This is a genomic window from Streptomyces sp. NPDC016459, from assembly GCF_040632845.1.
Lineage (GTDB): Bacteria > Actinomycetota > Actinomycetes > Streptomycetales > Streptomycetaceae > Streptomyces.
The window spans coordinates 197956-220604 of sequence record NZ_JBEYCR010000009.1; the positions used below are offsets into that span (position 1 = coordinate 197956).

20 protein-coding genes and 1 riboswitch are annotated in these 22649 nt (G+C 71.9%); of the genes, 14 read left to right on the forward strand and 6 right to left on the reverse strand.

Annotation, left to right across the window (positions count from 1 at the left end; translation table 11 throughout):
• Nucleotides 1-9 precede the first annotated feature (9 nt).
• Nucleotides 10-465, forward strand: a complete 456-nt coding sequence (locus ABZ567_RS22600; protein WP_030204433.1) for an Lrp/AsnC family transcriptional regulator — start codon at nt 10-12, stop codon at nt 463-465.
• Nucleotides 466-537: 72 nt separating this feature from the next.
• Here ABZ567_RS22600 and ABZ567_RS22605 read toward each other — a convergent pair whose 3' ends face one another.
• Complete coding sequence (locus ABZ567_RS22605; protein ID WP_360792681.1) at nt 538-1110, reverse strand: Repetin; 573 nt, start codon at nt 1108-1110, stop codon at nt 538-540.
• A 280-nt stretch (nt 1111-1390) separates the two neighbouring features.
• On the opposite strand from ABZ567_RS22605, the gene ABZ567_RS22610 reads away from it, so the two are divergent.
• Entirely contained in the window at nt 1391-2197 is an 807-nt protein-coding gene (locus ABZ567_RS22610; protein ID WP_360792683.1) for a carbon-nitrogen hydrolase family protein, read from the forward strand.
• 58 nt (nt 2198-2255) lie between these two features.
• Nucleotides 2256-3968 (forward strand): NAD(P)/FAD-dependent oxidoreductase, encoded by a 1713-nt coding sequence (locus ABZ567_RS22615; protein WP_360792685.1) that lies wholly within the window; start codon nt 2256-2258, stop codon nt 3966-3968.
• Nucleotides 3969-3973: 5 nt separating this feature from the next.
• Here ABZ567_RS22615 and ABZ567_RS22620 read toward each other — a convergent pair whose 3' ends face one another.
• The 3 genes from ABZ567_RS22620 to ABZ567_RS22630 all read right to left on the reverse strand — a co-directional run bounded on the left by ABZ567_RS22620 (nt 3974) and on the right by ABZ567_RS22630 (nt 7610).
• Nucleotides 3974-4672: a DUF5995 family protein gene (locus ABZ567_RS22620; protein ID WP_360792687.1), complete on the reverse strand. Its 699-nt coding sequence runs from the start codon at nt 4670-4672 to the stop codon at nt 3974-3976.
• Between the two features lie 73 nt (nt 4673-4745).
• A complete protein-coding gene (locus ABZ567_RS22625) occupies nt 4746-6146 on the reverse strand; it encodes a solute carrier family 23 protein (protein WP_360792689.1) in 1401 nt (466 codons plus the stop codon).
• Nucleotides 6147-6389: 243 nt separating this feature from the next.
• A complete protein-coding gene (locus ABZ567_RS22630; protein WP_360792691.1) occupies nt 6390-7610 on the reverse strand; it encodes an MFS transporter in 1221 nt (406 codons plus the stop codon).
• 107 nt (nt 7611-7717) lie between these two features.
• Between ABZ567_RS22630 and ABZ567_RS22635 the strand changes: the two genes are divergently transcribed.
• A complete protein-coding gene (locus ABZ567_RS22635; protein ID WP_360792693.1) occupies nt 7718-8842 on the forward strand; it encodes an ROK family transcriptional regulator in 1125 nt (374 codons plus the stop codon).
• Nucleotides 8843-8995: 153 nt separating this feature from the next.
• On the opposite strand, the gene ABZ567_RS22640 is transcribed toward ABZ567_RS22635, so the two are convergent.
• On the reverse strand, nt 8996-11365 hold the full coding sequence (locus ABZ567_RS22640; RefSeq protein ID WP_360792695.1) for a chitinase C-terminal domain-containing protein: 2370 nt from the start codon (nt 11363-11365) through the stop codon (nt 8996-8998).
• Between the two features lie 243 nt (nt 11366-11608).
• Nucleotides 11609-11738: riboswitch (FMN riboswitch) on the forward strand.
• A gap of 175 nt (nt 11739-11913) precedes the next feature.
• Between ABZ567_RS22640 and ribD the strand changes: the two genes are divergently transcribed.
• The 10 genes from ribD (at nt 11914) to ABZ567_RS22690 (ending at nt 20596) form a co-directional block, all read left to right on the forward strand.
• Nucleotides 11914-13026, forward strand: coding sequence for a bifunctional diaminohydroxyphosphoribosylaminopyrimidine deaminase/5-amino-6-(5-phosphoribosylamino)uracil reductase RibD (gene ribD / locus ABZ567_RS22645; protein ID WP_360792697.1), 1113 nt, complete (start codon nt 11914-11916; stop codon nt 13024-13026).
• Between the two features lie 2 nt (nt 13027-13028).
• A complete protein-coding gene (locus ABZ567_RS22650) occupies nt 13029-13637 on the forward strand; it encodes a riboflavin synthase (RefSeq protein ID WP_360792699.1) in 609 nt (202 codons plus the stop codon).
• Between the two features lie 44 nt (nt 13638-13681).
• On the forward strand, nt 13682-14275 hold the full coding sequence (locus ABZ567_RS22655; RefSeq protein WP_360792815.1) for a nicotinamide mononucleotide transporter family protein: 594 nt from the start codon (nt 13682-13684) through the stop codon (nt 14273-14275).
• The gene (locus tag ABZ567_RS22660) at nt 14272-15588 is read left to right on the forward strand and encodes a bifunctional 3,4-dihydroxy-2-butanone-4-phosphate synthase/GTP cyclohydrolase II (protein ID WP_360792701.1); all 1317 of its coding nucleotides are present in this window, start codon (nt 14272-14274) and stop codon (nt 15586-15588) included. The genes ABZ567_RS22655 and ABZ567_RS22660 overlap by 4 nt, the downstream gene beginning before the upstream one ends.
• A 37-nt stretch (nt 15589-15625) precedes the next feature.
• The gene (gene ribH, locus ABZ567_RS22665) at nt 15626-16111 is read left to right on the forward strand and encodes a 6,7-dimethyl-8-ribityllumazine synthase (RefSeq protein ID WP_360792703.1); all 486 of its coding nucleotides are present in this window, start codon (nt 15626-15628) and stop codon (nt 16109-16111) included.
• Between the two features lie 35 nt (nt 16112-16146).
• A complete protein-coding gene (locus tag ABZ567_RS22670; RefSeq protein ID WP_030316370.1) occupies nt 16147-16428 on the forward strand; it encodes a phosphoribosyl-ATP diphosphatase in 282 nt (93 codons plus the stop codon).
• Between the two features lie 48 nt (nt 16429-16476).
• Entirely contained in the window at nt 16477-17325 is an 849-nt protein-coding gene (gene hisG / locus ABZ567_RS22675) for an ATP phosphoribosyltransferase (protein ID WP_360792705.1), read from the forward strand.
• A gap of 31 nt (nt 17326-17356) precedes the next feature.
• Nucleotides 17357-17812, forward strand: coding sequence for a PH domain-containing protein (locus tag ABZ567_RS22680; RefSeq protein ID WP_360792707.1), 456 nt, complete (start codon nt 17357-17359; stop codon nt 17810-17812).
• 283 nt (nt 17813-18095) lie between these two features.
• Nucleotides 18096-19550, forward strand: a complete 1455-nt coding sequence (locus ABZ567_RS22685; protein WP_360792709.1) for a CNNM domain-containing protein — start codon at nt 18096-18098, stop codon at nt 19548-19550.
• Nucleotides 19547-20596 (forward strand): hemolysin family protein, encoded by a 1050-nt coding sequence (locus ABZ567_RS22690; protein ID WP_360792711.1) that lies wholly within the window; start codon nt 19547-19549, stop codon nt 20594-20596. Before ABZ567_RS22685 ends, ABZ567_RS22690 begins: the two co-directional genes overlap by 4 nt.
• Here ABZ567_RS22690 and ABZ567_RS22695 read toward each other — a convergent pair.
• Nucleotides 20593-22512, reverse strand: a complete 1920-nt coding sequence (locus ABZ567_RS22695) for an AAA family ATPase (RefSeq protein WP_360792713.1) — start codon at nt 22510-22512, stop codon at nt 20593-20595. The genes ABZ567_RS22690 and ABZ567_RS22695 overlap by 4 nt on opposite strands.
• Nucleotides 22513-22649: the final 137 nt, after the last annotated feature.

Genomic DNA, 22649 nt, shown 5'->3' on the forward strand with positions numbered 1-22649 from the left:
CCACCCGTAGTGCGACTCAACGACCTCGACGAACGCATCGTCCACGCCCTCGCGGAGGACGCCCGCCGCAGCTACGCCGACATCGGCTCGCTCGTCGGTCTCTCCGCACCCGCCGTGAAGCGACGCGTGGACCGGCTCCGGGCCGAGGGCGCCATCACCGGGTTCACCGTACGGGTGGACCCGGCGGCGCTGGGCTGGGAGACCGAGGGGTTCGTCGAGATCTACTGCCGCCACAACACCTCGCCGAACGACATCCGGCGAGGTCTGGAGCGGTACCCCGAAGTGGTGTCCGCGTCGACCGTCACCGGCGACGCGGACGCCGTCGTCCAGGTCTTCGCCTCGGACATGCGGCACTTCGAACGGGTCCTGGAGCGGATCGCGGGCGAGCCGTTCGTGGAGCGCACCAAGTCCGTCCTCGTGCTCTCGCCGCTGCTGCGGCGCTTCTCCTCGGGCTCTCCCGCTTAGGGCCGGGCGGCAGGGGCGGTGCGGGCCGTGGTTCCCGCACCGCCCTTCGCCCGCCCACCCCCGTGGGGCGGTCTATTCGGTCGGGTGGACGAACTCCCAGGGCGTGACGTCGAAGTCGCCCGTTCCCGCGCGGACCTTCTCGAACGGCGCGCCGCTGAGGCACGGCGGGATCCTGTCCTTCCGCGGGTCGGCGGTCATCCAGGTGTAGCCGAGCCGGTCGCCGGCGGCGTCGTCGTGCACCGTGACGCCGACGCGCGCCTTGCGGAACTCCTTCACATCCGTCTCGACGACGACGCCGGACACGACGGCCACCTTGCCGCCCGTGGTCAGGCAGTCGACCTTCACCTCGGCGTATCCGCCCCGGTCGCCCTTGTAGTGGCTGAAGCGGAACGTGCCGGTGGCCTTCAGCGGATCCTGCCGGTCCTTCCCCGCGAGACGCGCGTCGAAGGAGAACGTGATGTCGTCCCCGGCCGGCCGGTACAGCTTGGCGGTGCCGGTCAGCGCCGCCGCCTCCTGCTGCACGGTCCGCGCCGGGGCGAGGGCCATGACGTCCACGGCGTGTCCCGTGGCGACGGCGGAGCCGGCGGCCCCCGCCGTGATCAGCAGGGCGGCGGCGAGGGCGGCGATCTTCGTACGACGGTTCATGGCGACGAGGTCCTTGTCGTGAGGTCTCCCGGACGACCACCACTCTTCCGCGCGGGCCGCGCCGGGGCGTCGCGCCCGGGGAGGGTTCCGCTCTCCGCCGCGCGGCGGGGAAGCCGTACGCCCCCGGTCGGAGCCGTACGCAACGAATCGCCGGGCGCACCTCGGATCGCGCAACGGTTCGACGGTCGGTCCGCAACGCTCCCGCCTTGTCCCGGCAGAGCGCGAAACCGTACCGTTTTGGACGTCTTCCCCTTGCACTCCGACCCCCCGAGGATCACGCATGCCCGCGCTGCGCACCGCACTGCTCCAGAGCTCCGGCGAGCTCGGTGACGTGGCCGCCAACCTCAAGATCCTCGACGAGGCCGCGGCCCGCGCGTCCGACGCCGGCGCGGGCCTGCTGCTCGCCCCGGAGCTCTTCCTCACCGGGTACGCCATCGGCGCCGACATGGCGCGCCTGGCCGAGCCGGCCGACGGCCCCTCCGCCCGAGCCGTCGCGGCCATCGCCGTCCGCCACGGCCTGGCCGTCGGCTACGGCTACCCGGAGCGGAACACCGAGCGGCACGGGGTGCTGCACAACTCCGCCCAGCTCATCGGCGCCGACGGCGAGACGCTCGCGCACTACCGGAAGACCCACCTCTACGGCGGCTTCGAGACCCAGTGGTTCACCCCCGGCGAGCAGTCCGTCGTGCAGGCCGAGCTCGGCGGCCTCACCGTCGGCCTGATGATCTGCTACGACGTGGAGTTCCCCGAGAACGTCCGGGCGCAGGCGCTCGCCGGTACGGACCTCCTCCTCGTACCGACCGCGCTCATGCACCCCGCCGAGATCGTCGCCGAGTCCGTCGTGCCCGTACGCGCCTTCGAGAACCAGCTCTACATCGCGTACGCCAACCGGACCGGCCCGGAGGGCGACTTCGAGTTCGTGGGCCTCTCCACCCTCGCGGGCCCCGACGGCACCGCCCGCGCCCGCGCCGGCCGCGGTGAGGACCTCGTCCTCGGCGACGTCGACCCCGCCTTCCTCGCGGCCTCGCGCGCGGGCAACCCCTACCTCGCCGACCGCCGCCCCGGGCTCTACGGCTCCCTCGTCTGAGCCGGCCCCTCCCGCCTTCCCGACCTGCCCCACCTTTCGTGCAAGGAGTCCGTACCCCATGACGTCCACGGTGCCCACGACCGCCGTCCCCCACAGCGACGGCCAGCCGCCGATCACCATGTTCGGTCCGGACTTCCCGTACGCCTACGACGACTTCCTGGCCCACCCGGCCGGGCTCGGCCAGATACCGGCCACCGAGCACGGCACCGAGGTCGCCGTCATCGGCGGCGGGCTCTCCGGCATCATCGCCGCGTACGAGCTGATGAAGATGGGCCTCAAGCCCGTCGTCTACGAGGCCGACCAGATCGGCGGCCGGCTGCGGACCGTGGGCTTCGAGGGCACCGCCACCGAGGGCCTCACCGCCGAGATGGGCGCCATGCGCTTCCCGCCCTCCTCGACCGCGCTCCAGCACTACATCGACCTGGTCGGCCTGGAGACCAGGCCCTTCCCGAACCCGCTGGCCGAGTCGACCCCGTCGACCGTCGTGGATCTCAAGGGCGAGTCCCACTACGCCACCACGGTCGACGACCTTCCGCAGGTCTACCGCGACGTGATGAACGCGTGGAACGCCTGCCTGGACGAGGGCGCCGACTTCTCCGACATGAACCAGGCCATGCGCGAGCGGGACGTCCCGCGCATCCGCGAGATCTGGTCGAAGCTGGTCGAGAAGCTCGACAACCAGACCTTCTACGGCTTCCTCTGCGAGTCGGAGTCCTTCAAGTCCTTCCGGCACCGCGAGATCTTCGGCCAGGTCGGCTTCGGCACCGGCGGCTGGGACACCGACTTCCCCAACTCCATCCTGGAGATCCTCCGCGTCGTCTACACCGAGGCGGACGACCACCACCGCGGCATCGTCGGCGGCTCGCAGCAGCTGCCGGTGCGCCTGTGGGAGCGCGAGCCCGAGAAGATCGTCCACTGGGCGCAGGGCACCTCGCTCAGCTCCCTGCACGAGGGCGCCCCGAAGCCCGCCGTCACCCGGCTGAACCGGACCGCCGGCAACCGGATCACCGTCACCGACGCCTCCGGCGACATCCGTACGTACCAGGCGGCGATCTTCACCGCGCAGTCATGGATGCTGCTCTCCAAGATCGCCTGTGACGACTCGCTCTTCCCGATCGACCACTGGACGGCGATCGAGCGGACCCACTACATGGAGTCGTCGAAGCTCTTCGTGCCGGTCGACCGGCCGTTCTGGCTGGACAAGGCCGTCGACGACAGGGGAAATCCGACCGGCCGGGACGTCATGTCGATGACGCTCACCGACCGGATGACCCGCGGCACCTACCTCCTCGACGAGGGCCCGGACAAGCCGGCCGTCATCTGCCTCTCGTACACCTGGTGCGACGACAGCCTGAAGTGGCTGCCTCTCTCCGCGAACGAGCGGATGGAGGTCATGCTGAAGTCGCTCGGCGAGATCTACCCGAAGGTCGACATCCGCAAGCACATCATCGGCAACCCGGTCACCGTCTCCTGGGAGAACGAGCCCTACTTCATGGGCGCGTTCAAGGCGAACCTGCCGGGTCACTACCGCTACCAGCGGCGCCTGTTCACCCACTTCATGCAGGACCGGCTGCCCGAGGACAAGCGGGGCATCTTCCTCGCGGGCGACGACATCTCCTGGACGGCCGGCTGGGCCGAGGGCGCGGTGCAGACGGCGCTCAACGCCGTCTGGGGCGTGATGCACCACTTCGGCGGCGCCACCGACGGCACCAACCCGGGCCCGGGTGACGTCTACGAGGACATCGCCCCGGTCGAGCTGCCGGAGGACTGACAGGCTCAGCCGCGCGGGGCCAGCGGGGTGAGCAGCATCCGCCCCACCAGGCCCACCGACCGGTCGAGGCGTTCCCTGAACTCCTCGGCCAGGTCAGGCAGTTCGCGCAGCTGCCAGAGCGAGCGGGCGGCCAGCCAGGCCCCGTCACGGGCCCGGTCCAGGCTCCAGCAGCCCAGCAGATGCGTCAGCGGGTCCGTGATCTCCAGCAGGTCCGGGCCCGGCGTCACCTCCTCGCGGATCCGCTCCTCGAGGAGTACGAGGATGTCGCCGACCCGGTCGAACTCGTCCTCCAGATCCGCGGGAGCGCACTCGAGAGCCCGGCACGTGTCGACCACGGCGAGCGCGAGGTCGTGCCCGACGTGCGCGTTGATGCCGGCCAGCGCGAACTGCAGCGGCCGTACGCCGGGATGCCGCCGGTAGTGGAAGAGCGGCCGCCAGCAGGCCGGGGCGGGGCCCCCGGTGGCGACGGCGTCGACGACCGACAGGTAGCGCTCGGCGAAGCGCACGTCGAGGGTCGCGGCCGCCCGGCGGTCGGTGAAGGCGCCGGACTCGATGGCGTGGCCGATCTCCTCCGTGACCGTCAGATAGACCCGGTTGAAGACGGCGACACCGTCCGCCGGATGCCAGGCCGAGCGGATGGTGCGCATCCGCTCGACCAGCGGGTCGACCGCGGTGAACTGCCCGATCTGCGTGGTCTGCGCCATGGGGGCAGCGTCCCAGGAGCCGGGCCCGGGAGGGAACACCCTCGGCCACGCTTCCCCAGAACGGGCGAATCACTCAGTTCTTCGGCGCCGGTTCGTCACCGGACGTGCTCTCGTACGCGCTGGTCCCCGAGTCGAGCAGGGGCTCCTGCTCCTTGAGGTGTGCCGGGGCGAAGGCGCGCAGCACGTGGTAGCCGGTGATGACGACGATCGTGCCGAGCGCGATGCCGCCCAGCTCGAAGGTGTCGGTGAAGGTCAGCTTCACCCCGCCGACGCCGATGATGATGCCGGCGGCGGCCGGGACCAGGTTGAGCGGGTTGCGCAGGTCCACCTCGGCGTTGATCCAGATCTGGGCGCCGAGCAGGCCGATCATGCCGTACAGGATGACGGTGATGCCGCCCAGGACGCCCCCGGGGATGGCGGCCACGACCGCGCCGAACTTCGGGCAGAGCCCGAAGAGCAGGGCGAAGCCGGCCGCGGCCCAGTAGGCGGCGGTCGAGTAGACGCGGGTGGCGGCCATGACGCCGATGTTCTCGGAGTACGTGGTGTTCGGCGGGCCGCCCACGGCCGTCGACAGCATCGAGGCGGCGCCGTCGGCGGCGATCGCGGTGCCGAGCTGGTCGTCGAGCGGCCTGCCGGTCATCTCGCCGACGGCCTTGACGTGTCCGGCGTTCTCGGCGATCAGGGCGATGACGACGGGCAGCGCGACCAGGATCGCGGACCACTCGAAGCTCGGCCCGTGGAACGAGGGCAGACCGATCCAGTCCGCTCCGGAGACGGCGGAGAGGTCGAGCCGCCAGTGGTCGCCGACCTGGCCGGACGGGGACATCGAGTGGATCTTGCCGAAGACGAGGTCGAAGACCCAGGAGATGCCGTAGCCGAAGATCAGGCCGAGGAAGATCGCGATCCGGGACCAGAACCCCCGCAGGCAGACCACGGCGAGGCCGGTGAACAGCATCACGAGGAGCGCCGTCCACTGGTCCTGCGGCCAGTACGTCGCGGCGGTGACCGGGGCCAGGTTGAAGCCGATCAGCATGACGACGGCGCCGGTCACGACCGGGGGCATCGCCGCGTGGATGATCCGCGCGCCGAATCTGCGGACCGCGAGACCGGAGAGGAAGAGCACCGCGCCCACGACGAGGACGGCACCGGTCACGGTGGCGCTCGTGCCCCCGGACGCCCGGATGGCGGCGGCGACGCCGACGAAGGAGAGCGAGCAGCCCAGGTAGGAGGGGACGGTGCCGCGGGTCGCGAGGAGGAAGATCGCGGTCGCGACACCGGACATCATGATCGCCAGGTTCGGATCGAGACCCATGAGCACCGGGGCCACGAACGACGCCCCGAACATCGCGACCACGTGCTGGGCGCCGAGGCCGACGGTACGGGGCCAGGAGAGCCGTTCGTCCGGGCGGACGACGGCTCCGGGAGCGGGTGTTCGCCCGTCGCCGTGCAGGCTCCAGCGCACACCGAGGTTCATGAGGTCGCTCCCGTTCTCCGGTTCTGGCGGCCGTGGCACGACCGCAGAAGATCAGCCACATGGTATGCGCCGCCACCGGCCGGACCAGGCGCCGACCAGCGGCGGACGGCCGACCGTGGGCAGACCAACGGGGGGCGACGGTGCGCCTACCCGCGGCGGGCCGAACGTGCGCCGGCCAGCGGCGGGTGGCAACCGAGTGCCGACCGGTGGGCGGCCGACCGTGCGCCTACCCGCGGCGGGTGGCTAGCCGCCCACCGGGCCGGACGTCTTCGTCGAGGGCGCCGCCGGGGCCGCCGCCGCCTTCCGGCCGGCCGACCTGAGCACGCCCGCGCCGACCACCAGCCCCAGGGTGAGCAGCGTGACCAGGCCGAAGGAGACGACCAGGGAGGTCGCGTCGGCGATGCCGCCGATGGCCGAGGGGGCGATCAGGCCCGAGGTGTACGTGATGGTGGCGACGCCCGCGATGGCCTGGCTGGGGTTGGGGCCGCTGCGCCCGGCCGCCGCGAAGGCGAGCGGGACGACGACCGCGACACCGAGCCCGATCAGACCGAATCCCGCCATGGCGACGGCGGCGTGCGGGGCGAGGACGACCATGACCCCGCCGAGGGTGGCGACGGCGCCCCCGACCCGTACCGTACGGACCGCGCCGAAGCGGTCCACGACTCGGTCGCCGACGAGGCGGGCGACGGTCATGGTCAGGGCGAAGGCGGTCGTGGAGGCGGCCGCGAGCCCGGCGGAACTGCCCAGTTCGTCCCGGAGGTAGACGGCCGACCAGTCGAGGCTGGCGCCCTCCGCGAACACCGCGCAGAACCCGATCGCGCCGATGACCAGGGCGGACTTCGGCGGCAGCGAGAAGCGCGGCGGGGCTTCCTCGTCCGGGGTGCTGTGCACGTCGAGCACGCCCTGGCAGAACAGCAGTCCGAGCGCGGTGAGGACCAGGGCCGCGATCAGGTGGTGGATCCGGGCGTCGGCGCCGAGGTGGGCGGCGACCGTGCCTGCGGCGGAGCCGATGAGGGCGCCCGCGCTCCACATGCCGTGCAGGCTGGACATGATGGACTTGCCGAGCCGGTTCTCGGTCTCGACGCCGAGCGCGTTCATCGCCACGTCGGACATGCCGGCGGTGGCGCCGAACACGAAGAGCGCGCCGCACAGGCCCCAGATGTTCGGGGCGAGCGAGGGCAGCGTCAGCGCGAGCGTCCACAGGACGAGCAGGCCGCGCAAGGCCGTGCGGGCGCCGAAGCGGTGGCCGATGGCCCCGGCCAGCGGCATCGCGAGCGAGGCGCCGAGCGCCGGGAAGGCGAGCGCGAGCCCGAGCTGTCCGGCGCTGACGTCCGCGTGTTCCTGGATCCAGGGGATCCGGGTCGCGAAGCTGCCGGTGACGGCGCCGTGGACGCAGAACACGGCGGCGACGGCGAAGCGCGCCCGCCGCAGGCGATCGGTGCTGGTGACGGTGTCCGCCGCCATGGGCCCTCCCGGTGGTCGTGGTGTGCCGCGTAAACTATCAGGAACCCTGCCTGATAAATAGACCGCGGGGGGAGGTCCCCTCCCCACGAGTCTGAGAGGATCGCCGCATGGCCGCATCCCCGAGCACCGCACGAGCCATCAACGACCGGTTCGCCCTGCGACTGCTCCAGGACGAGGGCCCGTTGACGGCCACTCAGCTCAAGGCCCTCACCGGACTCTCCCGCCCCACCGTCGCCGACCTCGTCGAACGGCTCCAGGGCTCGGGGCTCGTCCACGTGGTGGGGGAGTCCGGAGCCGAGCGCCGAGGCCCCAACGCCAAGCTGTACGGGCTCGTCGCCGACCGCGCCCACCTCGCCGCGCTCGACGTCCGCACCAGCTCCGTCTCCGTCACCGTCGCCGACCTGCTCGGCAGCACCCTCGCCGAGGCGTCCGTCCCCGTCGGCGACGACAGCGGTACGGGAGCGGCCGTCGAGAAGGCCGTCAGCCTCCTGGAGCGGACCGCGAAGGAGGCGGGCGCCGACCGGCTGCACACCGTCGCCGTCGGAGCCCCCGGACTGATCGACCCGGCCACCGGCGAACTGCGCGACTCCACGGGACTGCCCGCCTGGCACCGGCGCCTGGTCGCCGTCCTCCAGGAGCGGCTGCCGGCCGACGTCCTCGTCGAGAACGAGACCAACCTCGCCGCCGTCGCGGAACTGCGCGAGGGCGCCGCCCGCGACCGGGAGGACTTCGTCCTGCTCTGGCTCGGCCAGGGCGTCGGCGCCGCCGTCGTCCTCGACGGGCGGCTGCGCCGCGGGGCCTCGGGCGGCGCGGGCGAGGTCGGCTTCCTGCCCGTGCCCGGCACCTCGGGGCTGCCCTCGGCCACCGACTGCGACGGCGGCTTCCACGAGCTGGCCTGCGCGGCCGCCGTCGAGGCCCTCGCCACCACGCACGGGCTCGACCCGGCGCACGCGCTCGCCTCGGGGCACGAACCCTTCCTCGACGCCCTCGCCCACCGCCTCGCCGTGGGAGCGGCCGCGATCGTCTCCGTCCTGGACCCCGGCTGTGTGGTCCTCGCCGGCGAGACCGGCCACCAGGGCGGCGCCGGACTCGCCGCGCGCGTGCAGTCCGCCCTCGCGGCCCTCTCGCCCCTGCGCGCGGAGGTCCGGCCCACCAGCCTCGGCGATACGGCCGTCCTCCGCGGCGCCCTCCTGCGGGCCCGCGACGCGGCGCAGGACCAGCTGTTCCCGTAGCGGCAGGACGGTCCGCCTCGGCGAGGTGACCCGGCCGGCTCGCAGGGGGAACGCACCCGCGCCGCGCCCCGGACAGGGAGGCGCGGCGCGGAGGGGAGCCCGGCGACGGCAAGGGCCGTGAGATTCCGCCGCCGGGGGTTCAGGAGGGGAGGGTCAGCAGGCGCCGAGGTCCTTCCAGACGCCCCACTCGCCGGTCTTGCCCGGCTCCTCGTTCTGGGTCCACCACTGGGCCTTCCACTTGCGGCCGTTGTGCGAGACCTCGTTGCCCGCGTTGTAGACCGTGCCCGCCACGTACGCCGGGACGGTGCAGCCCGTGGTGGGCGGCGTCGTCGGCGGAGTGGTCGGAGGCGTGGTCGGGGGAGTCGTCGGCGGGGTGGTGGGCGGCGTGGTCGGCGGGGTCGTGGAGCCCGGCTCCACCACCGTCGTGCCGCGCGCCAGGTCGCCGGCGAGGGCGTACGTCGTGCCGTTGATGTTCACCGTCCAGTTGGAGGGGGTGGACACCGGCAGGTAGTAGTTGAACGCCAGGTCGACCGTGGCGCCCGGGGCGAGCGACTGCCAGGCAGGGAGCTTCAGGGAGACGCGGTGGAAGTCGCCCTTCAGGCCGCCCACGTTGGACCCCGTGTGGTCGCTGCTGATCACCTTCGTGCCGAAGCCCGACTGGTCGGAGGCGTTGCCCGGGGCCGAGGTGCCGTAGTCGAACTGGAACTCCGTACCGCCCGGCAGGGTCGCCGCCGTGTTGTTGGTGATCTTGATCTTCGGGGTGATCGGGTAGTTCGAGTCGCCCAGCTTGAACTCGGTGAACTGGGCGTCGATCTTCACGGCCCGGGTCGGCAGCGCCTTGTCCGACTTCTTCGCGCCGTACGGGGTGGCCGCCTTGAACTTGTCGTACATCAGCGAGGTGAGCGTGGAGCCCATCTCGTACTGGCCCTTGGCGGCGTTCCAGGCGTAGTCGCCGGCCATCTCCCAGACCATGGTGCCGCCGATGCCCTTGGCGACCACGTAGTCGGCCTTCGCGGCCACCGACTGCTCGTCCTCGGTGGAGAGGAAGACCTTCTTCTGCGCGTTCCACAGCCACGGCGCGACCAGGGTCGAGTCGTACTTGCGGGTGTAGGTGCCGGTCAGCGTGGTGTTCGCCGGGAAGCCGTACTGGGTGACGTAGTCGCCGACGATCCCCTTCTCCAGGTTCTTGGCGTGCCACATCGGGTTGGAGCCGGCCGGCGACTCGACGCCGTTGGTGTCCTTGTCGTGCCACAGGTTGTCGATGCCGACGGCGCCGTCACCGCACTTGGTCAGACCCGCTCCGGCCGGGCATGTGGCCGCGGAGGCCTTGCCCCACAGGCCGTCGGTGCCGCCCTGCACGTTCTTGTGGCCGCGGGTGTAGTAGGGCAGGCCGATGTTGATGCGGCCGGCCGGCATCGAACCGCGGAAGTAGTGGTACGCCCAGTCGGTGTTGAGGTAACCGATGCCGCCGTACTGCGCCGAGCCGTAGACGTTGGCGGCGGCGAGTTCGCCGTCCTTGCCGTCGTCGAAGAGGGAGGCGTTGGGCCCGACGTACTCGTTCCAGGCGCCGTGCAGGTCGTAGGACATGATGTTGACGTAGTCCAGGTACTTCTGCACCTGGAAGGTCTCCATGCCGCGCAGCAGGTAGCCGGAGGAGGGGGCGGCGACGGTCAGCAGGTAGTGCTTGCCGTCGGCGGCGCCGGCCCTGTCCAGCTTCTCGCGCAGGGACTTCATGAGAGCCGCGTAACCCTGCACGAGGCCCGCGCGGCGCGCGTTGGCGAACTGCCAGTCGAGCGGGTTGCCCGCGTCCTTCATGGTCGTCGGGTACTCGTAGTCGATGTCGACCCCGTTGAACCCGTACTTCCGGATGAAGTCGACGGAAGAGGCGGCGAAGGTGTCGATCCCGGCCTGGTTGACCGAACCGTCGGCGTTGGTGGCCATCGAGTAGAAGCCGCCGGAGTTCACCCGGTCGCCGTTGGCGGCGAAGTAGCCGCCGGTCTCGGCCCAGCCGCCGACCGAGATCAGCGTCTTCACGTGCGGGTGCTGCTTCTTGAACTTGTTGAGCAGGTTGAAGTGGCCCTTGTAGGCGTAGGCGGGGTCCATCTCGGCCCCGGCGACACCGGGCCAGGTCATCCCGGTGGCGGCGTTGGTGGGACCGTCCGCGCCGACGGAGAGCTTGTTGTCCCCGCCGATGTGACCGAAGGCGTAGTTGATGTGGGTGATCTTCTGCCACGGGATGTCCTTGGCCAGGTACGCGGGCTGGCCGTTCTTGCCGTCGCGCCAACCGGTGAAGTAGCCGATGACGCGTCGCTGGTGGTCCGCGCCCATCTTCTCGCGGCCCTCGGTGTCGTAGACCGAGCAGTACGGGACGTCGACGCCCGGCGTCTTGTAGAGCCCGTCGGGGCGACAGGACTCGTTGTCGGCCGCGTAGGAGACGCCGCCGGCCAGCGAACTGAGCAGCAGTCCGGCGACGGCCGCGCCGGAAGCGAGCAGCGACGCTCTCTTCGTGAGGGGGGACGACACGATCGGTTCCTCCTGGGAGAGGTGGTGGAACACAACGAACAAGGGGGTGGGTCGTGTTGGGCCCGGAGAGTGCGCACCCCGCCGGACCGTTCCTCGGAGGTGACACGGAGATTAAGAGGACTAGACCAGTGCGTCAATAGGTCTGGACCAAAGAGGTCCGAGAGGAGGGCATGTGAGTCAGCCCACAGGAGGCCGGCCGCATCACCCCGCGCGGGTCGTGGCACACTGGCCCTGTATCAGCAGCAGCGCACTCCGGGGTCGGTGTAATTCCGAACCGGCGGTATAGTCCGCGACCCGTCCGCAGCCAGCGGCCGGTTGACCAGGTGAGATTCCTGGACCGACGGTGAAAGTCCGGATGGGAGGCAGTGCGCGGCGGGCTCGACCCCTTTCGGGGTGTGCCGGCCGTACGTCCGCTGGTCGCCGTGTCGTCACCGATCGGCGTACCCGTGTGACCTCGGCTTCGGCGCACCCTGCGCCAGGCGTCGTTCCCGCTCTCTGTCGTCATCGACAGGCCCCGGAGTCCGTGCCCGAAGAGGCAGGAGGACCCGGTGGCCCAGCAGGCCGACACCACCGCCATGCGACGCGCCGTCGAGCTCGCCGCCCGCGGACTCGGCGCCACCAGCCCCAATCCCGTCGTCGGCTGCATCATCACCGACGCCTCGGGCCACCGGGTCGGCGAGGGCTGGCACCAGCGCGCCGGAGGCCCCCACGCCGAGGTCCACGCCCTGCGCGAGGCCGGTGTCCTGGCCCGCGGCGGCACCGCCTACGTCACCCTCGAACCCTGCAACCACACCGGCCGCACCGGCCCCTGCGCCCAGGCCCTCGTCGAGGCCGGGATCAGCCGGGTCGTGTACGCGGTCGGCGACCCGAACCCCCAGGCCACGGGCGGCGCCGCCACCCTGCGCGCCGCCGGGACCGAGGTCTCCCAAGGACTCCTCGCCGACGAGGCCGAGGCGGTCAACATCGCCTGGCTCACCTCCGTACGCCACGGCCGCCCCTTCGTCCGGTGGAAGTACGCCGCCACCCTCGACGGCCGGATCGCCGCCGCCGACGGCACCTCCCGCTGGATCACCTCCGCCGAGTCCCGCGCCGACGTCCACCGGCTCCGCGCCGAGGCCGACGCCGTCGTGGTCGGCTCCGGCACCGCCCGCGCCGACGACCCCCATCTGGCCGTCCGCGGCATCGAAGGAGCCGTCCAGCCGCTGCGGGTCGTCGTCGACACCGAGGCGACCGCCGTGAAGCCCGGCGCCCGGGTCCTGGACGACGTGGCTCCCACGCTGATCGCGATCGCGGAGGACGCCGAGAGCCCGCTCCCCGAAACCGCCCGGCCCACCGGCGCCGGCACCGCCACGACCGAGGTCGTACGCGTCCCCCGCTCCGAGCGCGGCCTGTCCGTACCCGCCCTCCTGGACGCCCTCCACGCGCGCGGTGTCCGCTCCGTCCTCCTCGAAGGCGGCCCCACCCTCGCGGGTGCCTTCGTCGCAGCGGGCGCCGTCGACCAGGTCGTCGGCTATCTCGCCCCGGTCCTCCTCGGCGCCGGCCCCGCCGCCCTCGCCGACGCGGGAATCGGCACCATCACCGACGCGTTGCGGCTCGACGTCACCGAGACCACCCGCGTCGGACCCGACCTCCGCATCACCGCCACCCTCAAGGGAGCCTGACCGTGTTCACCGGAATCGTCGAAGAACTGGGCGAGGTCGTCGCCGTCGAGCAGCTGGAGGACGCCTCCCGCTTCCGACTGCGCGGCCCCCTGGTCACGGAAGGCGCCCAGCACGGCGACTCCATCGCCGTCAACGGTGTCTGTCTCACGGTCGTCGAGTCCGGCGACGGCGAGTTCACCGCCGACGTCATGGCCGAGACCCTCAAGCGGTCCAGCCTCGGCGCCCTGGAGACCGGGTCCCGCGTCAACCTGGAGCGGCCCATGGCCGTCGGCGGCCGCCTCGGCGGCCACATCGTCCAGGGCCACGTGGACGGCACCGGCACGATCCTGGAGCGGACCCCGTCCGAGCACTGGGAACTCGTCAAGGTCGGCCTGCCCGCCCACCTCTCCCGGTACGTCGTCGAGAAGGGCTCGATCACGGTCGACGGCGTCAGCCTCACCGTCGTCGAGGTCACCGACGACTGGTTCACCATCAGCCTCATCCCCACCACCCTCGACCTGACCACGCTCGGCATCAAGAAGAGCGGCGACCCGGTCAACCTCGAAGTGGACGTCATCGCCAAGTACGTCGAGCGGCTGCTCGGCACCGACGCCAAGGAGAACGTCAAGTGAACTGGCTCAACTCCGAGGCGTTCACCGTCCTCGACCAGCGCATCATGTGGTCCGACATGATCGGCAACACGATCGGACTCATAGCCCTCGCACTCGGCTGGCGCCGCTCCATCCTCACCTGGCCCGCCCAGCTGCTCTCCGGCGTCATCCTCGTCGGCGCCTACGCCTCCGCCCACCTCTCCGGCGGCGTCGGCAAGCAGCTCCTCGTCATCGGGGTCGCCGCCTGGGGCTGGTGGCAGTGGAACAAGGGCAGGCAGCAGGCCCAGGACGGCTCCATCGCCGTCCGCTTCGCCACCTGGAAGGAGCGGGGCCTGCTCCTCACCGGCGCGGTCGTCGGCACCCTCGCCGTCGGCGGGCTCTTCACCCTCTACCCGTCGCTCTCCTGGAGCCCCTGGGCCGACGCGTACATCTTCGTCGGCACCCTCGTCGCGATGATCGCCCAGGCCCGTGGCCTGGTCGAGTTCTGGTTCGCCTGGCTCCTCGTCGACCTCGTCGGCGTCCCCCTCGCCTTCAACAGCGGCCTCGCCTTCTCCGGCCTGGTGTACGTCATCTACTTCGCCCTCGTGATCTGGGGCATGCGCGACTGGTGGCTCCGGACGCGCACCGCTCCCGCCGCTCTGAAGGGAGCCCACGCATGAGTGCCCGCCCGACGCCCGCCACCGCCCTGCCCGCAGCCCCCCGCGATTCCCTCTGGGACGCCACCCACCTCGCCCTCGACCCCGTCGAGCAGGCCATCCGGGACATCGCGGCCGGCCGGCCCGTCGTCGTCGTCGACGACGAGGACCGCGAGAACGAGGGCGACCTCGTCATCGCCGCCGAGAAGGCCACGCCCGAGATCATCGCCTTCATGATGAGCGAGTGCCGCGGCCTCATCTGCGCCCCCATGGAGGACGACGAACTGGAGCGCCTCCAGCTCCCGCAGATGGTCGAGCACAACACCGAGTCGATGCGGACCGCCTTCACCGTCTCCGTCGACGCCGGCCCCGCCTACGGCGTCACCACCGGCATCTCCGCCGCCGACCGCGCCACCACCCTGAGGATGCTGGCCGGCGGCGCCCACGAACCCTCCGACTTCGTCCGCCCCGGCCACATCTTCCCGCTGCGCGCCAAGGCCGGCGGCGTCCTCGCCCGCAACGGGCACACCGAGGCCGCCGTCGACCTGGCCCGCCTCGCGGGGCTCCGCCCGGCCGGCGCGATCGTCGAGATCGCCGGCGAGGACGGCGTCATGCTGCGCCTGCCCGAGCTGGTCCCCTTCGCCCGCAAGCACGGCCTGACGATCATCTCCATCGAGGACCTGATCGCCTACCGGCGCTCCGCCGAGCCGACCGTCCGCCGCGAGGCCGAGGTCCAGCTCCCCACCGCGCACGGCGACTTCACCGCGTACGGCTACCGCTCCACCGTCGACGGCGTGGAGCACGTCGCGCTCGTCCACGGCGAGATCGGTGACGGCGAGGACGTCCTGGTCCGGGTCCACTCCGAGTGCCTCACCGGCGACATCTTCCACTCCCTGCGCTGCGACTGCGGCCCCCAGCTCCAGGCCTCCCTCGACCGGATCCAGGAGGCGGGCCGCGGCGTCGTCGTCTACCTCCGGGGTCACGAGGGCCGCGGCATCGGCCTGCTGTCCAAGCTGCGCGCGTACGAACTCCAGGAGCGCGGCCGCGACACCCTTGACGCCAACCTGGAACTCGGGCTGCCCGCCGACGCCCGCGACTACGCGGCCGGCGCGCAGATCCTCGGCGACCTGGGCGTCCGCAGCCTGCGCCTCATGACCAACAACCCCGACAAGATCGACGCCCTCACCCGGTACGGCCTCATGGTCCGGGGCCGCGAGCCGATGCCGGTCACGGCGGGCGAGCACAACCTCCGGTACCTGACCACCAAGCGGGACCGGATGGGCCACGACCTGCCCTGGCTGGACGGCCCCCCGGCCTCCACCTGCGGCAACCAGTAATCACCTACGTACGACCGAACATCCGGCAAGGAGAGACATGAGCGGCAAGGGCGCACCCGTCCTCAGCGTGAAGAACTGCGGCGACCTGCGAGTGGCGGTCATCGCGGCCCAGTGGCACGAGAAGATCATGGACGGTCTCGTCGACGGAGCCCTGCGCGCCCTGAGCGAGCTGGGCATCGAGGAGCCCACCCTGCTGCGCGTCCCCGGCAGCTTCGAGCTCCCGGTCGTGGCGAAGGTCCTCGCCGGCCGCGGCTACGATGCCATCGTGGCGCTCGGCGTCGTCATCCGCGGCGGAACGCCGCACTTCGAGTACGTGTGCCAGGGCGTCACCCACGGCCTCACCCAGGTCTCGATCGACACCGGAGTACCCGTCGGATTCGGCGTCCTCACCGTCGACGACGAGGAGCAGGCCCTCGACCGGGCCGGACTCGAAGGCTCCCGCGAGGACAAGGGCCACGAGGCCGTCACCGCCGCCGTCGCCACCGCGACCACGCTGCGTACGGTCAGCGAACCCTGGCGCTGAGTGCGCGACCCTCACCCCGTACTCTTAGGACCATCATGGCGAACGGAACCCGTAAAACCTTCGAAGAGCTCTTCGCCGAGCTCAAGCTCAAGGCCGAGACCGGCGACCCGGCCACCTCCCGCACCGCGGAGCTGGTGGACAAGGGCGTCCACGCCATCGGCAAGAAGGTCGTCGAAGAGGCCGCCGAGGTCTGGATGGCCGCCGAGTACGAGGGCAAGGAAGCGGCCGCCGAGGAGATCTCGCAGCTGCTGTACCACGTCCAGGTGATGATGGTCGCCCGCGGGATCTCGCTCGACGACGTCTACGCCCACCTCTGAGCCACGCGTCCCCCTCTCCGAAACTCCCAGGCAAAGGAAGCCCACCCCATGCTGCGCATCGCCGTTCCCAACAAGGGTTCCCTCTCCGGACCTGCGTCGGCAATGCTCCATGAGGCCGGCTACCGCCAGCGCAAGGAGTCCAAGGAGCTCGTGGTCATCGACCCGGACAACGAGGTCGAGTTCTTCTACCTGCGCCCCAAGGACATCGCGATCTACGTCGCGTCCGGGAAGCTGGACATCGGCATCACCGGCCGTGACCTGCTCCTGGACTCCGGCGCCAGTGCCGAGGAGATCCTCGCGCTGAACTTCGGTCGCTCCACCTTCCGGTACGCCACCCGGCCGGGCACCGCGAGCGGCCCCGAGGACTTCGGCGGCATGACGATCGCCACCTCCTACGAGGGCATCGTCGCCAAGCACCTCGCCGACCAGGGCATCGACGCCTCCGTCGTCCACCTGGACGGCGCCGTCGAGACCGCGATCCAGCTGGGCGTCGCCCAGGTCATCGCGGACGTCGTCGAGACCGGCACCAGCCTGCGCAACGCGGGTCTGGAGGTCATCGGCGAGCCGATCCTGACCTCCGAGGCCGTCGTCGTCCGCCGCCACGGCGCCGGGGACGACCACCCCCAGGTCCAGCAGTTCCTCCGCCGTCTCCAGGGCGTCCTCGTCGCCCGCTCGTACGTGATGATGGACTACGACTGCCGCGCCGAGCACCTGGAGCAGGCCGTCGCCCTCACCCCCGGCCTGGAGTCCCCGACCATCTCCCCGCTGCACAACGAGGGCTGGGTCGCGGTCCGTGCGATGGTCCCCGCCAAGGAGGCGCAGCGGATCATGGACGACCTGTACGAGATCGGCGCCCGCGCCATCCTCACCACCGCCATCCACGCCTGCCGCCTCTGACGGCACGGACCGTCCGCCCCGAGGAACCCCGATGTCCGAGCCCTCCCTCCCCGCCCTTCCGGTCACCTTCCGTCCCGGGCGCACCCGGGCCGTCCTGCTGACCGTGGGGCTCGTGATGTTCGTCGTCATCACCGCCGTGGCGCTGATGCTGGAACGGCTCGGACCGGGGGAGCGCGTCAGCTTCATCTTCACCGCCGCGCTCCTTTCGGGAGTGCTCGTGCTCCTGAGCCGCCCCAAGGTCGTCGCCGACGACGAGGGCGTCACGGTCGTCAACATCACCCGGACCCGGCGCCTCGCCTGGGCGGAGATCCTCAAGGTGAACCTGCGCCCCGGCGACGCCTGGGTCTTCCTGGACCTGAGCGACGGAACCAGCCTGCCCGCGCTCGGCATCCAGCCCGGTATCGCCAAGGAAGCGGCCATCCGGGACGCCCGCGCCCTGCGGGCCCTGGCCGAGGCGCACGGGACGGGCGCGGAGCGGTCGGCCTGATCCGGCCCTCCCGGACCACGGGAAGGACCTCGGGGTCCACCGGACGGATGCCCTCCGGTGGAACCCCCGTCCGTCCCCCATCCGGAGCCGGCCCCCTGCCCCTCGGGGCCCGCACGTGATTACCCTGGAGGCGGTGGTGCCGAGCGGCACCACCGCCTCGCGTGTGCAGGGCCGCCGACACGGCCCGCGAGGCCACCACCCTTCGACCCGAGGAGTGACTCCCTCCAGCAATGGACGGATCGTCCGGTAGTACCCGCGTCGCCCCCTTCCCGGAGGCGGCGGCATGATCGTCTCCCTTCTGCTGCTCGTCGCGGCCTTCGTCCTCATCCTCGCCAACGGCTTCTTCGTGGCCGCCGAGTTCGGCCTCGTGACCGTCGAGCGCGCCGAGGCCGAGCGGGCCGCGGCCGCCGGCGACCGGCGCGCCCGCACCGTCGTCGCCGCCCTGCGCGAGCTCTCCTTCCAGCTCTCCGGCACCCAACTGGGCATCACGCTCACCTCCCTCGTCGTCGGCATGCTCGCCGAGCCCGCGCTCGCCGGACTGCTGCACGGCCCGCTCACCGCGACCGGACTGCCCGAAGGGGCCGTCTCCGGGATCGCGGTGGTGATCGGCATGCTGCTCGCCTCCGCCGTCCAGATGGTGGTCGGCGAGCTCGTCCCGAAGAACTGGGCGGTCTCACGGCCGCTCCAGGTGGCCCGCTTCGTGGCCACCCCGCAGCGCTGCTTCTCGGCCGTCTTCCGGCCGGTGATCTCCCTCCTGAACCGGGTCGCCAACCATCTGGTGCGGCTCCTGGGTGTCGAGCCCACCGAGGAGCTGGACTCCGTCCGCACCCCCGGTGAGCTGGTCTCCCTGGCCCGGCACTCCGCCCTGGCCGGCGCCCTCGAACAGGACACCGCGGACCTCTTCGTACGGACGCTGTCCCTCGGTGGACTCACCGCCGAGCAGGTCATGACCCCGCGCGTGAAGGTGAGCGCCCTGCAGTGGGACGCCACCGCGGCCGACGTCCTCAACCTCACCCGGGCCACCGGTCTCTCGCGCTTCCCGGTCTACCGCGACCGCATCGACGAGATCGTCGGCATGGTCCACCTCAAGGACGCGCTCGCCGTCGACCCGCCCGCCCGGCTGCGGACCCCCGTCGGCCGGATCGCGGTCCCCCCGCTCCTCGTGCCCGAGTCGCTGCCCGCCCAGACCCTGCTGGAGCGGCTGCGCCGCGAGCAACCGATCGCGGTGGTCGTCGACGAGTACGGCGGTACGGCCGGGGTCGTCACCCTGGAGGACATCGTCGAGGAACTCGTCGGCGAGGTCCGCGACGAGCACGACACCGTGAGCGCCGGGCGGCCGGAACTGGCCGCCGCCCCCGCCGAGGACGGCCGGCCCGCCTGGGACGCCGACGGCTCCTGCCGGGTCCACACCCTGCGCCGGATAGGCCTCGACGTGCCCGACGGGCCGTACGAGACCGTCGCCGGGCTCGTCGCCGATCTCCTCGGGCGCATCCCCGCCCCTGGCGACCGCGCCGAACTCCCCGGCTGGCGCCTCTCGGTACGCCAGGTCGACCGCTACCGCGCCGAGCGCGTCCACCTCGTCCGGGCGGACCCGGCTACGGGCACGGCCCCCGCCCCGGTCCCGGACCCGGTTACGAGCCCCGCCCCGGACCCTGGTGCGGGCACGCGTCGGGTCCCCGGAGCGGGACCGGTTCCCGTGCCCGCGTCCGCCCCGCTGGTCTCGGAGGGCGTCCGATGAGCACCCTTCCGCTTCTCTTCGCCGTCCTCCTCGTCCTGGCGAACGGTTTCTTCGTCGGAGCCGAGTTCGCGCTCGTCTCCGTCCGCCGCAGCCAGATCGAGCCACTCGGCGGTGCCCGTGCCAAGCAGGTCCTGCACGGTCTGGAGAACCTGCCGCAGATGATGGCGGCCGCCCAGTTCGGCATCACCGTCTGCTCCCTGACGCTCGGCGCCGTCGCCGAGCCGACCGTCGCCCGTCTCCTCGAACCCGTCTTCCACGCGGTCGGCGTTCCCGAGGGGCTCATCCATCCGCTCGGGTACGTCATCGCCCTCGCCGCGGTCGTCTTCCTCCACCTCGTCATCGGCGAGATGGTTCCGAAGAACCTGGCGATGGCCGCGCCCGAGCGGACCGCGCTCTGGCTCTCCCCGACCCTGGTCGCCTTCGCCCGGCTCTGCCGCCCGGTAACGGCCGCGCTCGGCGCCTGCGCCCGGCTCGTCCTGCGGGCGTTCGGGGTGGAGCCGAAGGACGAGGTGGAGGCGGTCTTCACCCGGGCCCAGCTGGGCCGGCTCGTCGAGGACGCGGGACAGGCAGGTCTGCTCGACCCGGCCGAGCAGGAGCGCCTGGAAGACGCCCTCGAACTGGGCACGCGCCCGGTGACGGACGTCCTCATCGCCCCGGCCTCCCTGGTCACCGTCCCGCCGACGGTCACCCCACGGGAGATCGAGGAGCTGACCGTACGCACCGGGTACTCGCGCTTCCCGGTCCGGGCCGACGCGGGTGCCGGCTTCACGGGGTTCGTGCACGTGAAGGACGTTCTGGACCTGGAGGAACGGGAGCGGCCGGTGCCGCCGCGGCTGTGGCGCCCCATGGCGACGCTCCGCGCGGAACTGCCCCTCGACGACGCCCTGACCGTGATGCGCCGCGCGGCCACCCATCTGGGCCAGGTCGAGGACGGTTCGGGCCGGGTGCTCGGTCTCGTCGCCCTGGAGGACGTCCTGGAGATGCTGGTGGGTGAGGTCCGTGACCCCGCGCACCGGGTGCGGACGGCGCGTACGGCGTCCGTCTAGTACCCCGGCGGCTCCTGCCGCGGGCCGCGGTCGACCGGACCGCGGCCCGACAGCACCTCGCCGTACGCCTGCATCAGGTCGGCGAGCCGGAGGGTGGCGAGGTCCTCCCGGCTCGGGATGCTCGGCCATCCGGAGAGCCGCAGATCCCGGTACGCGCAGGACTTCTCGTACAGGGTGCGCAGGAAACGTCCGTTGCCCAGCTCGTCGATCCAGCCCTGCTCGACGACGTGCCCGCTGATCGAGCGCAGCTCCTCGCGGGCCTCCTCGTCCCAGCCGTCGCCGTTGGCCGCCGCGAGCACCTCGCCGATCGCGGTCAGTTCCAGAGGTCGGTACGAGGGGAAGTCGACCCGGGTGGTGAACCGGGACGAGAGCCCCGGGTTGGTGCTGAGCAGACGGTCCATGCCCTCGGGGTAGCCGGCCAGGATGACCACGAGGTGGTCCCGGTTGTCCTCGGCCCGCTTGAGGAGGACCTGGAGGGCCTCGTCCCCGTAGGCGTCGCCCTTGCTGTAGCCGGTGTTGGAGAGCGCGTACGCCTCGTCCACGAAGAGCACCCCGCCGACCGCCGAGTCGATCAGCTCGTTGGCCTTGACCGCCGTCTGCCCGAGGAACTCGCCCACCAGGTCGGCCCGCTGGGCCTCCACCAGATGGTCCCCGCCGAGCAGACCGAGGGCGTAGAAGACCCGGCCGAGGATGCGGGCCACCGTGGTCTTCCCGGTCCCCGACGGTCCGGAGAAGACGAAGTGGCGCTTGGGCGGCTGGACCGGAAGGCCCTGCCCGGCGCGCAGCCGCGCCATCTCCAACTGCGCCGACAACGCCTTGACCTGCCGCTTCACCGGCTCCATGCCGACCATGCCCTCCAGCTCGGCGAGCGCCTGCGCGAGCAGCGCCGGATCGGTGGGGCCCTCGGGGAAGCGCGGCGGCATCGGCTGGGCGGGAAGGGAGGCCTTCTGCCGTACGGGCTCCGGCGGCGTGACCGGCGCCGTCGGCGGTACGGGCTCGGGCGCGAGCAGCAGTCCGTCGCCCAGCGGCCCGGGATCGGGGTCGGTGCCGGGCGCGGTGTCCCCGGCTTCCTGCCCGAGGCCCCCGCCGACGGTGCCGAGGGCGACCGTCGCGAGGCCAGCCGGATCGTCCACGCCGTCGTACCCCTCGAAGCCGTCGTACTCGGCGATCGTGGCGAGCCGCGCGGCCGTGTCCATGAACGTCGGGTCGATCCGGTGCACGGCCCGGTAGAGCGGCAGGGCGGCGGCGCTGCGTCCGGTGCCCTCGTGGGCGCGGGCCAGCCAGTAGCGCAGCTCCTTGCGCTGGGGCTGCTCGCTGCGGCACCGCATCAGCGAGGCCGAGAGGAGCGGTTCCGCCTGGCCGTACATCTCCAGACGGACCCGTGCCATGCCGCCGAACAGACCGGCCTCGATGCCGAGCAGCGGGTCGTCGACGAGGGTCTCGGTGTGCCGGACGAGCTGGTCCCAGTCCTTGACGAGATAGGCACGGCAGGCGTGCAGGAAGCGCACCTGGGGGTCCGTGTCGACCGGGGGGAGCCCGGCGAGGGCCCGGTCGAGCTCCGGTACGTGACGCCCGTCGAGCCAGTGGGAGGCGTGCGCGAGCAGCAGGTCGCGCGGGCTCTCCAGGACCGGCTGCACCCACCAGCCCAGCCAGTACCAGGAGTTGAGGGTGCGCCGGTACCTGGCCCGCTGTTCGCCGAAGCGGTCGCGGCTGCGGTACATGCGCAGCAGCGCGGTCGTGGTGTCGACCCGGAGCGCGTGCAGCCCGAGCCAGGCGTCCGCCATCCCGGGGTCGATCCGTACCGCCGTCCGGAACTCGTCCTCCGCCTGCGGATAGGCGCCCATCGTGTAGGCGTCGACTCCGCGCAGCCAGGCGAGTTCGGCGGGGGCCTGCGCGCCCTGTGTGCCGATGTCCATCGGGTCCCCCACAACCGTCTTCGCATGGACGGGATTTGACCGCACCTGGGGGCATCGTACCTGCGCAGGGGGTGCGCGCTTAAGGAGAAGCGCATGATCCGGAAGCGGTGACCCTGGGTGAGCGACAGGGGTCGTGG

Coding starts and splice junctions, on each gene's coding strand:
- ABZ567_RS22685 (WP_360792709.1), top strand. CDS start 18,096: ATGATCGTCTCCCTTCTGCTGCTCGTCGCGGCCTTCGTCCTCATCCTC.
- ABZ567_RS22655 (WP_360792815.1), top strand. CDS start 13,682: ATGTGGTCCGACATGATCGGCAACACGATCGGACTCATAGCCCTCGCA.
- ABZ567_RS22615 (WP_360792685.1), top strand. CDS start 2,256: ATGACGTCCACGGTGCCCACGACCGCCGTCCCCCACAGCGACGGCCAG.
- ABZ567_RS22605 (WP_360792681.1), bottom strand. CDS start 1,110: ATGAACCGTCGTACGAAGATCGCCGCCCTCGCCGCCGCCCTGCTGATC.
- ABZ567_RS22630 (WP_360792691.1), bottom strand. CDS start 7,610: ATGGCGGCGGACACCGTCACCAGCACCGATCGCCTGCGGCGGGCGCGC.
- ABZ567_RS22690 (WP_360792711.1), top strand. CDS start 19,547: ATGAGCACCCTTCCGCTTCTCTTCGCCGTCCTCCTCGTCCTGGCGAAC.
- ABZ567_RS22680 (WP_360792707.1), top strand. CDS start 17,357: ATGTCCGAGCCCTCCCTCCCCGCCCTTCCGGTCACCTTCCGTCCCGGG.
- ABZ567_RS22635 (WP_360792693.1), top strand. CDS start 7,718: ATGGCCGCATCCCCGAGCACCGCACGAGCCATCAACGACCGGTTCGCC.
- ABZ567_RS22620 (WP_360792687.1), bottom strand. CDS start 4,672: ATGGCGCAGACCACGCAGATCGGGCAGTTCACCGCGGTCGACCCGCTG.
- ribH (WP_360792703.1), top strand. CDS start 15,626: ATGAGCGGCAAGGGCGCACCCGTCCTCAGCGTGAAGAACTGCGGCGAC.
- ABZ567_RS22610 (WP_360792683.1), top strand. CDS start 1,391: ATGCCCGCGCTGCGCACCGCACTGCTCCAGAGCTCCGGCGAGCTCGGT.
- ABZ567_RS22670 (WP_030316370.1), top strand. CDS start 16,147: ATGGCGAACGGAACCCGTAAAACCTTCGAAGAGCTCTTCGCCGAGCTC.
- ABZ567_RS22625 (WP_360792689.1), bottom strand. CDS start 6,146: ATGAACCTCGGTGTGCGCTGGAGCCTGCACGGCGACGGGCGAACACCC.
- hisG (WP_360792705.1), top strand. CDS start 16,477: ATGCTGCGCATCGCCGTTCCCAACAAGGGTTCCCTCTCCGGACCTGCG.
- ABZ567_RS22660 (WP_360792701.1), top strand. CDS start 14,272: ATGAGTGCCCGCCCGACGCCCGCCACCGCCCTGCCCGCAGCCCCCCGC.
- ABZ567_RS22695 (WP_360792713.1), bottom strand. CDS start 22,512: ATGGACATCGGCACACAGGGCGCGCAGGCCCCCGCCGAACTCGCCTGG.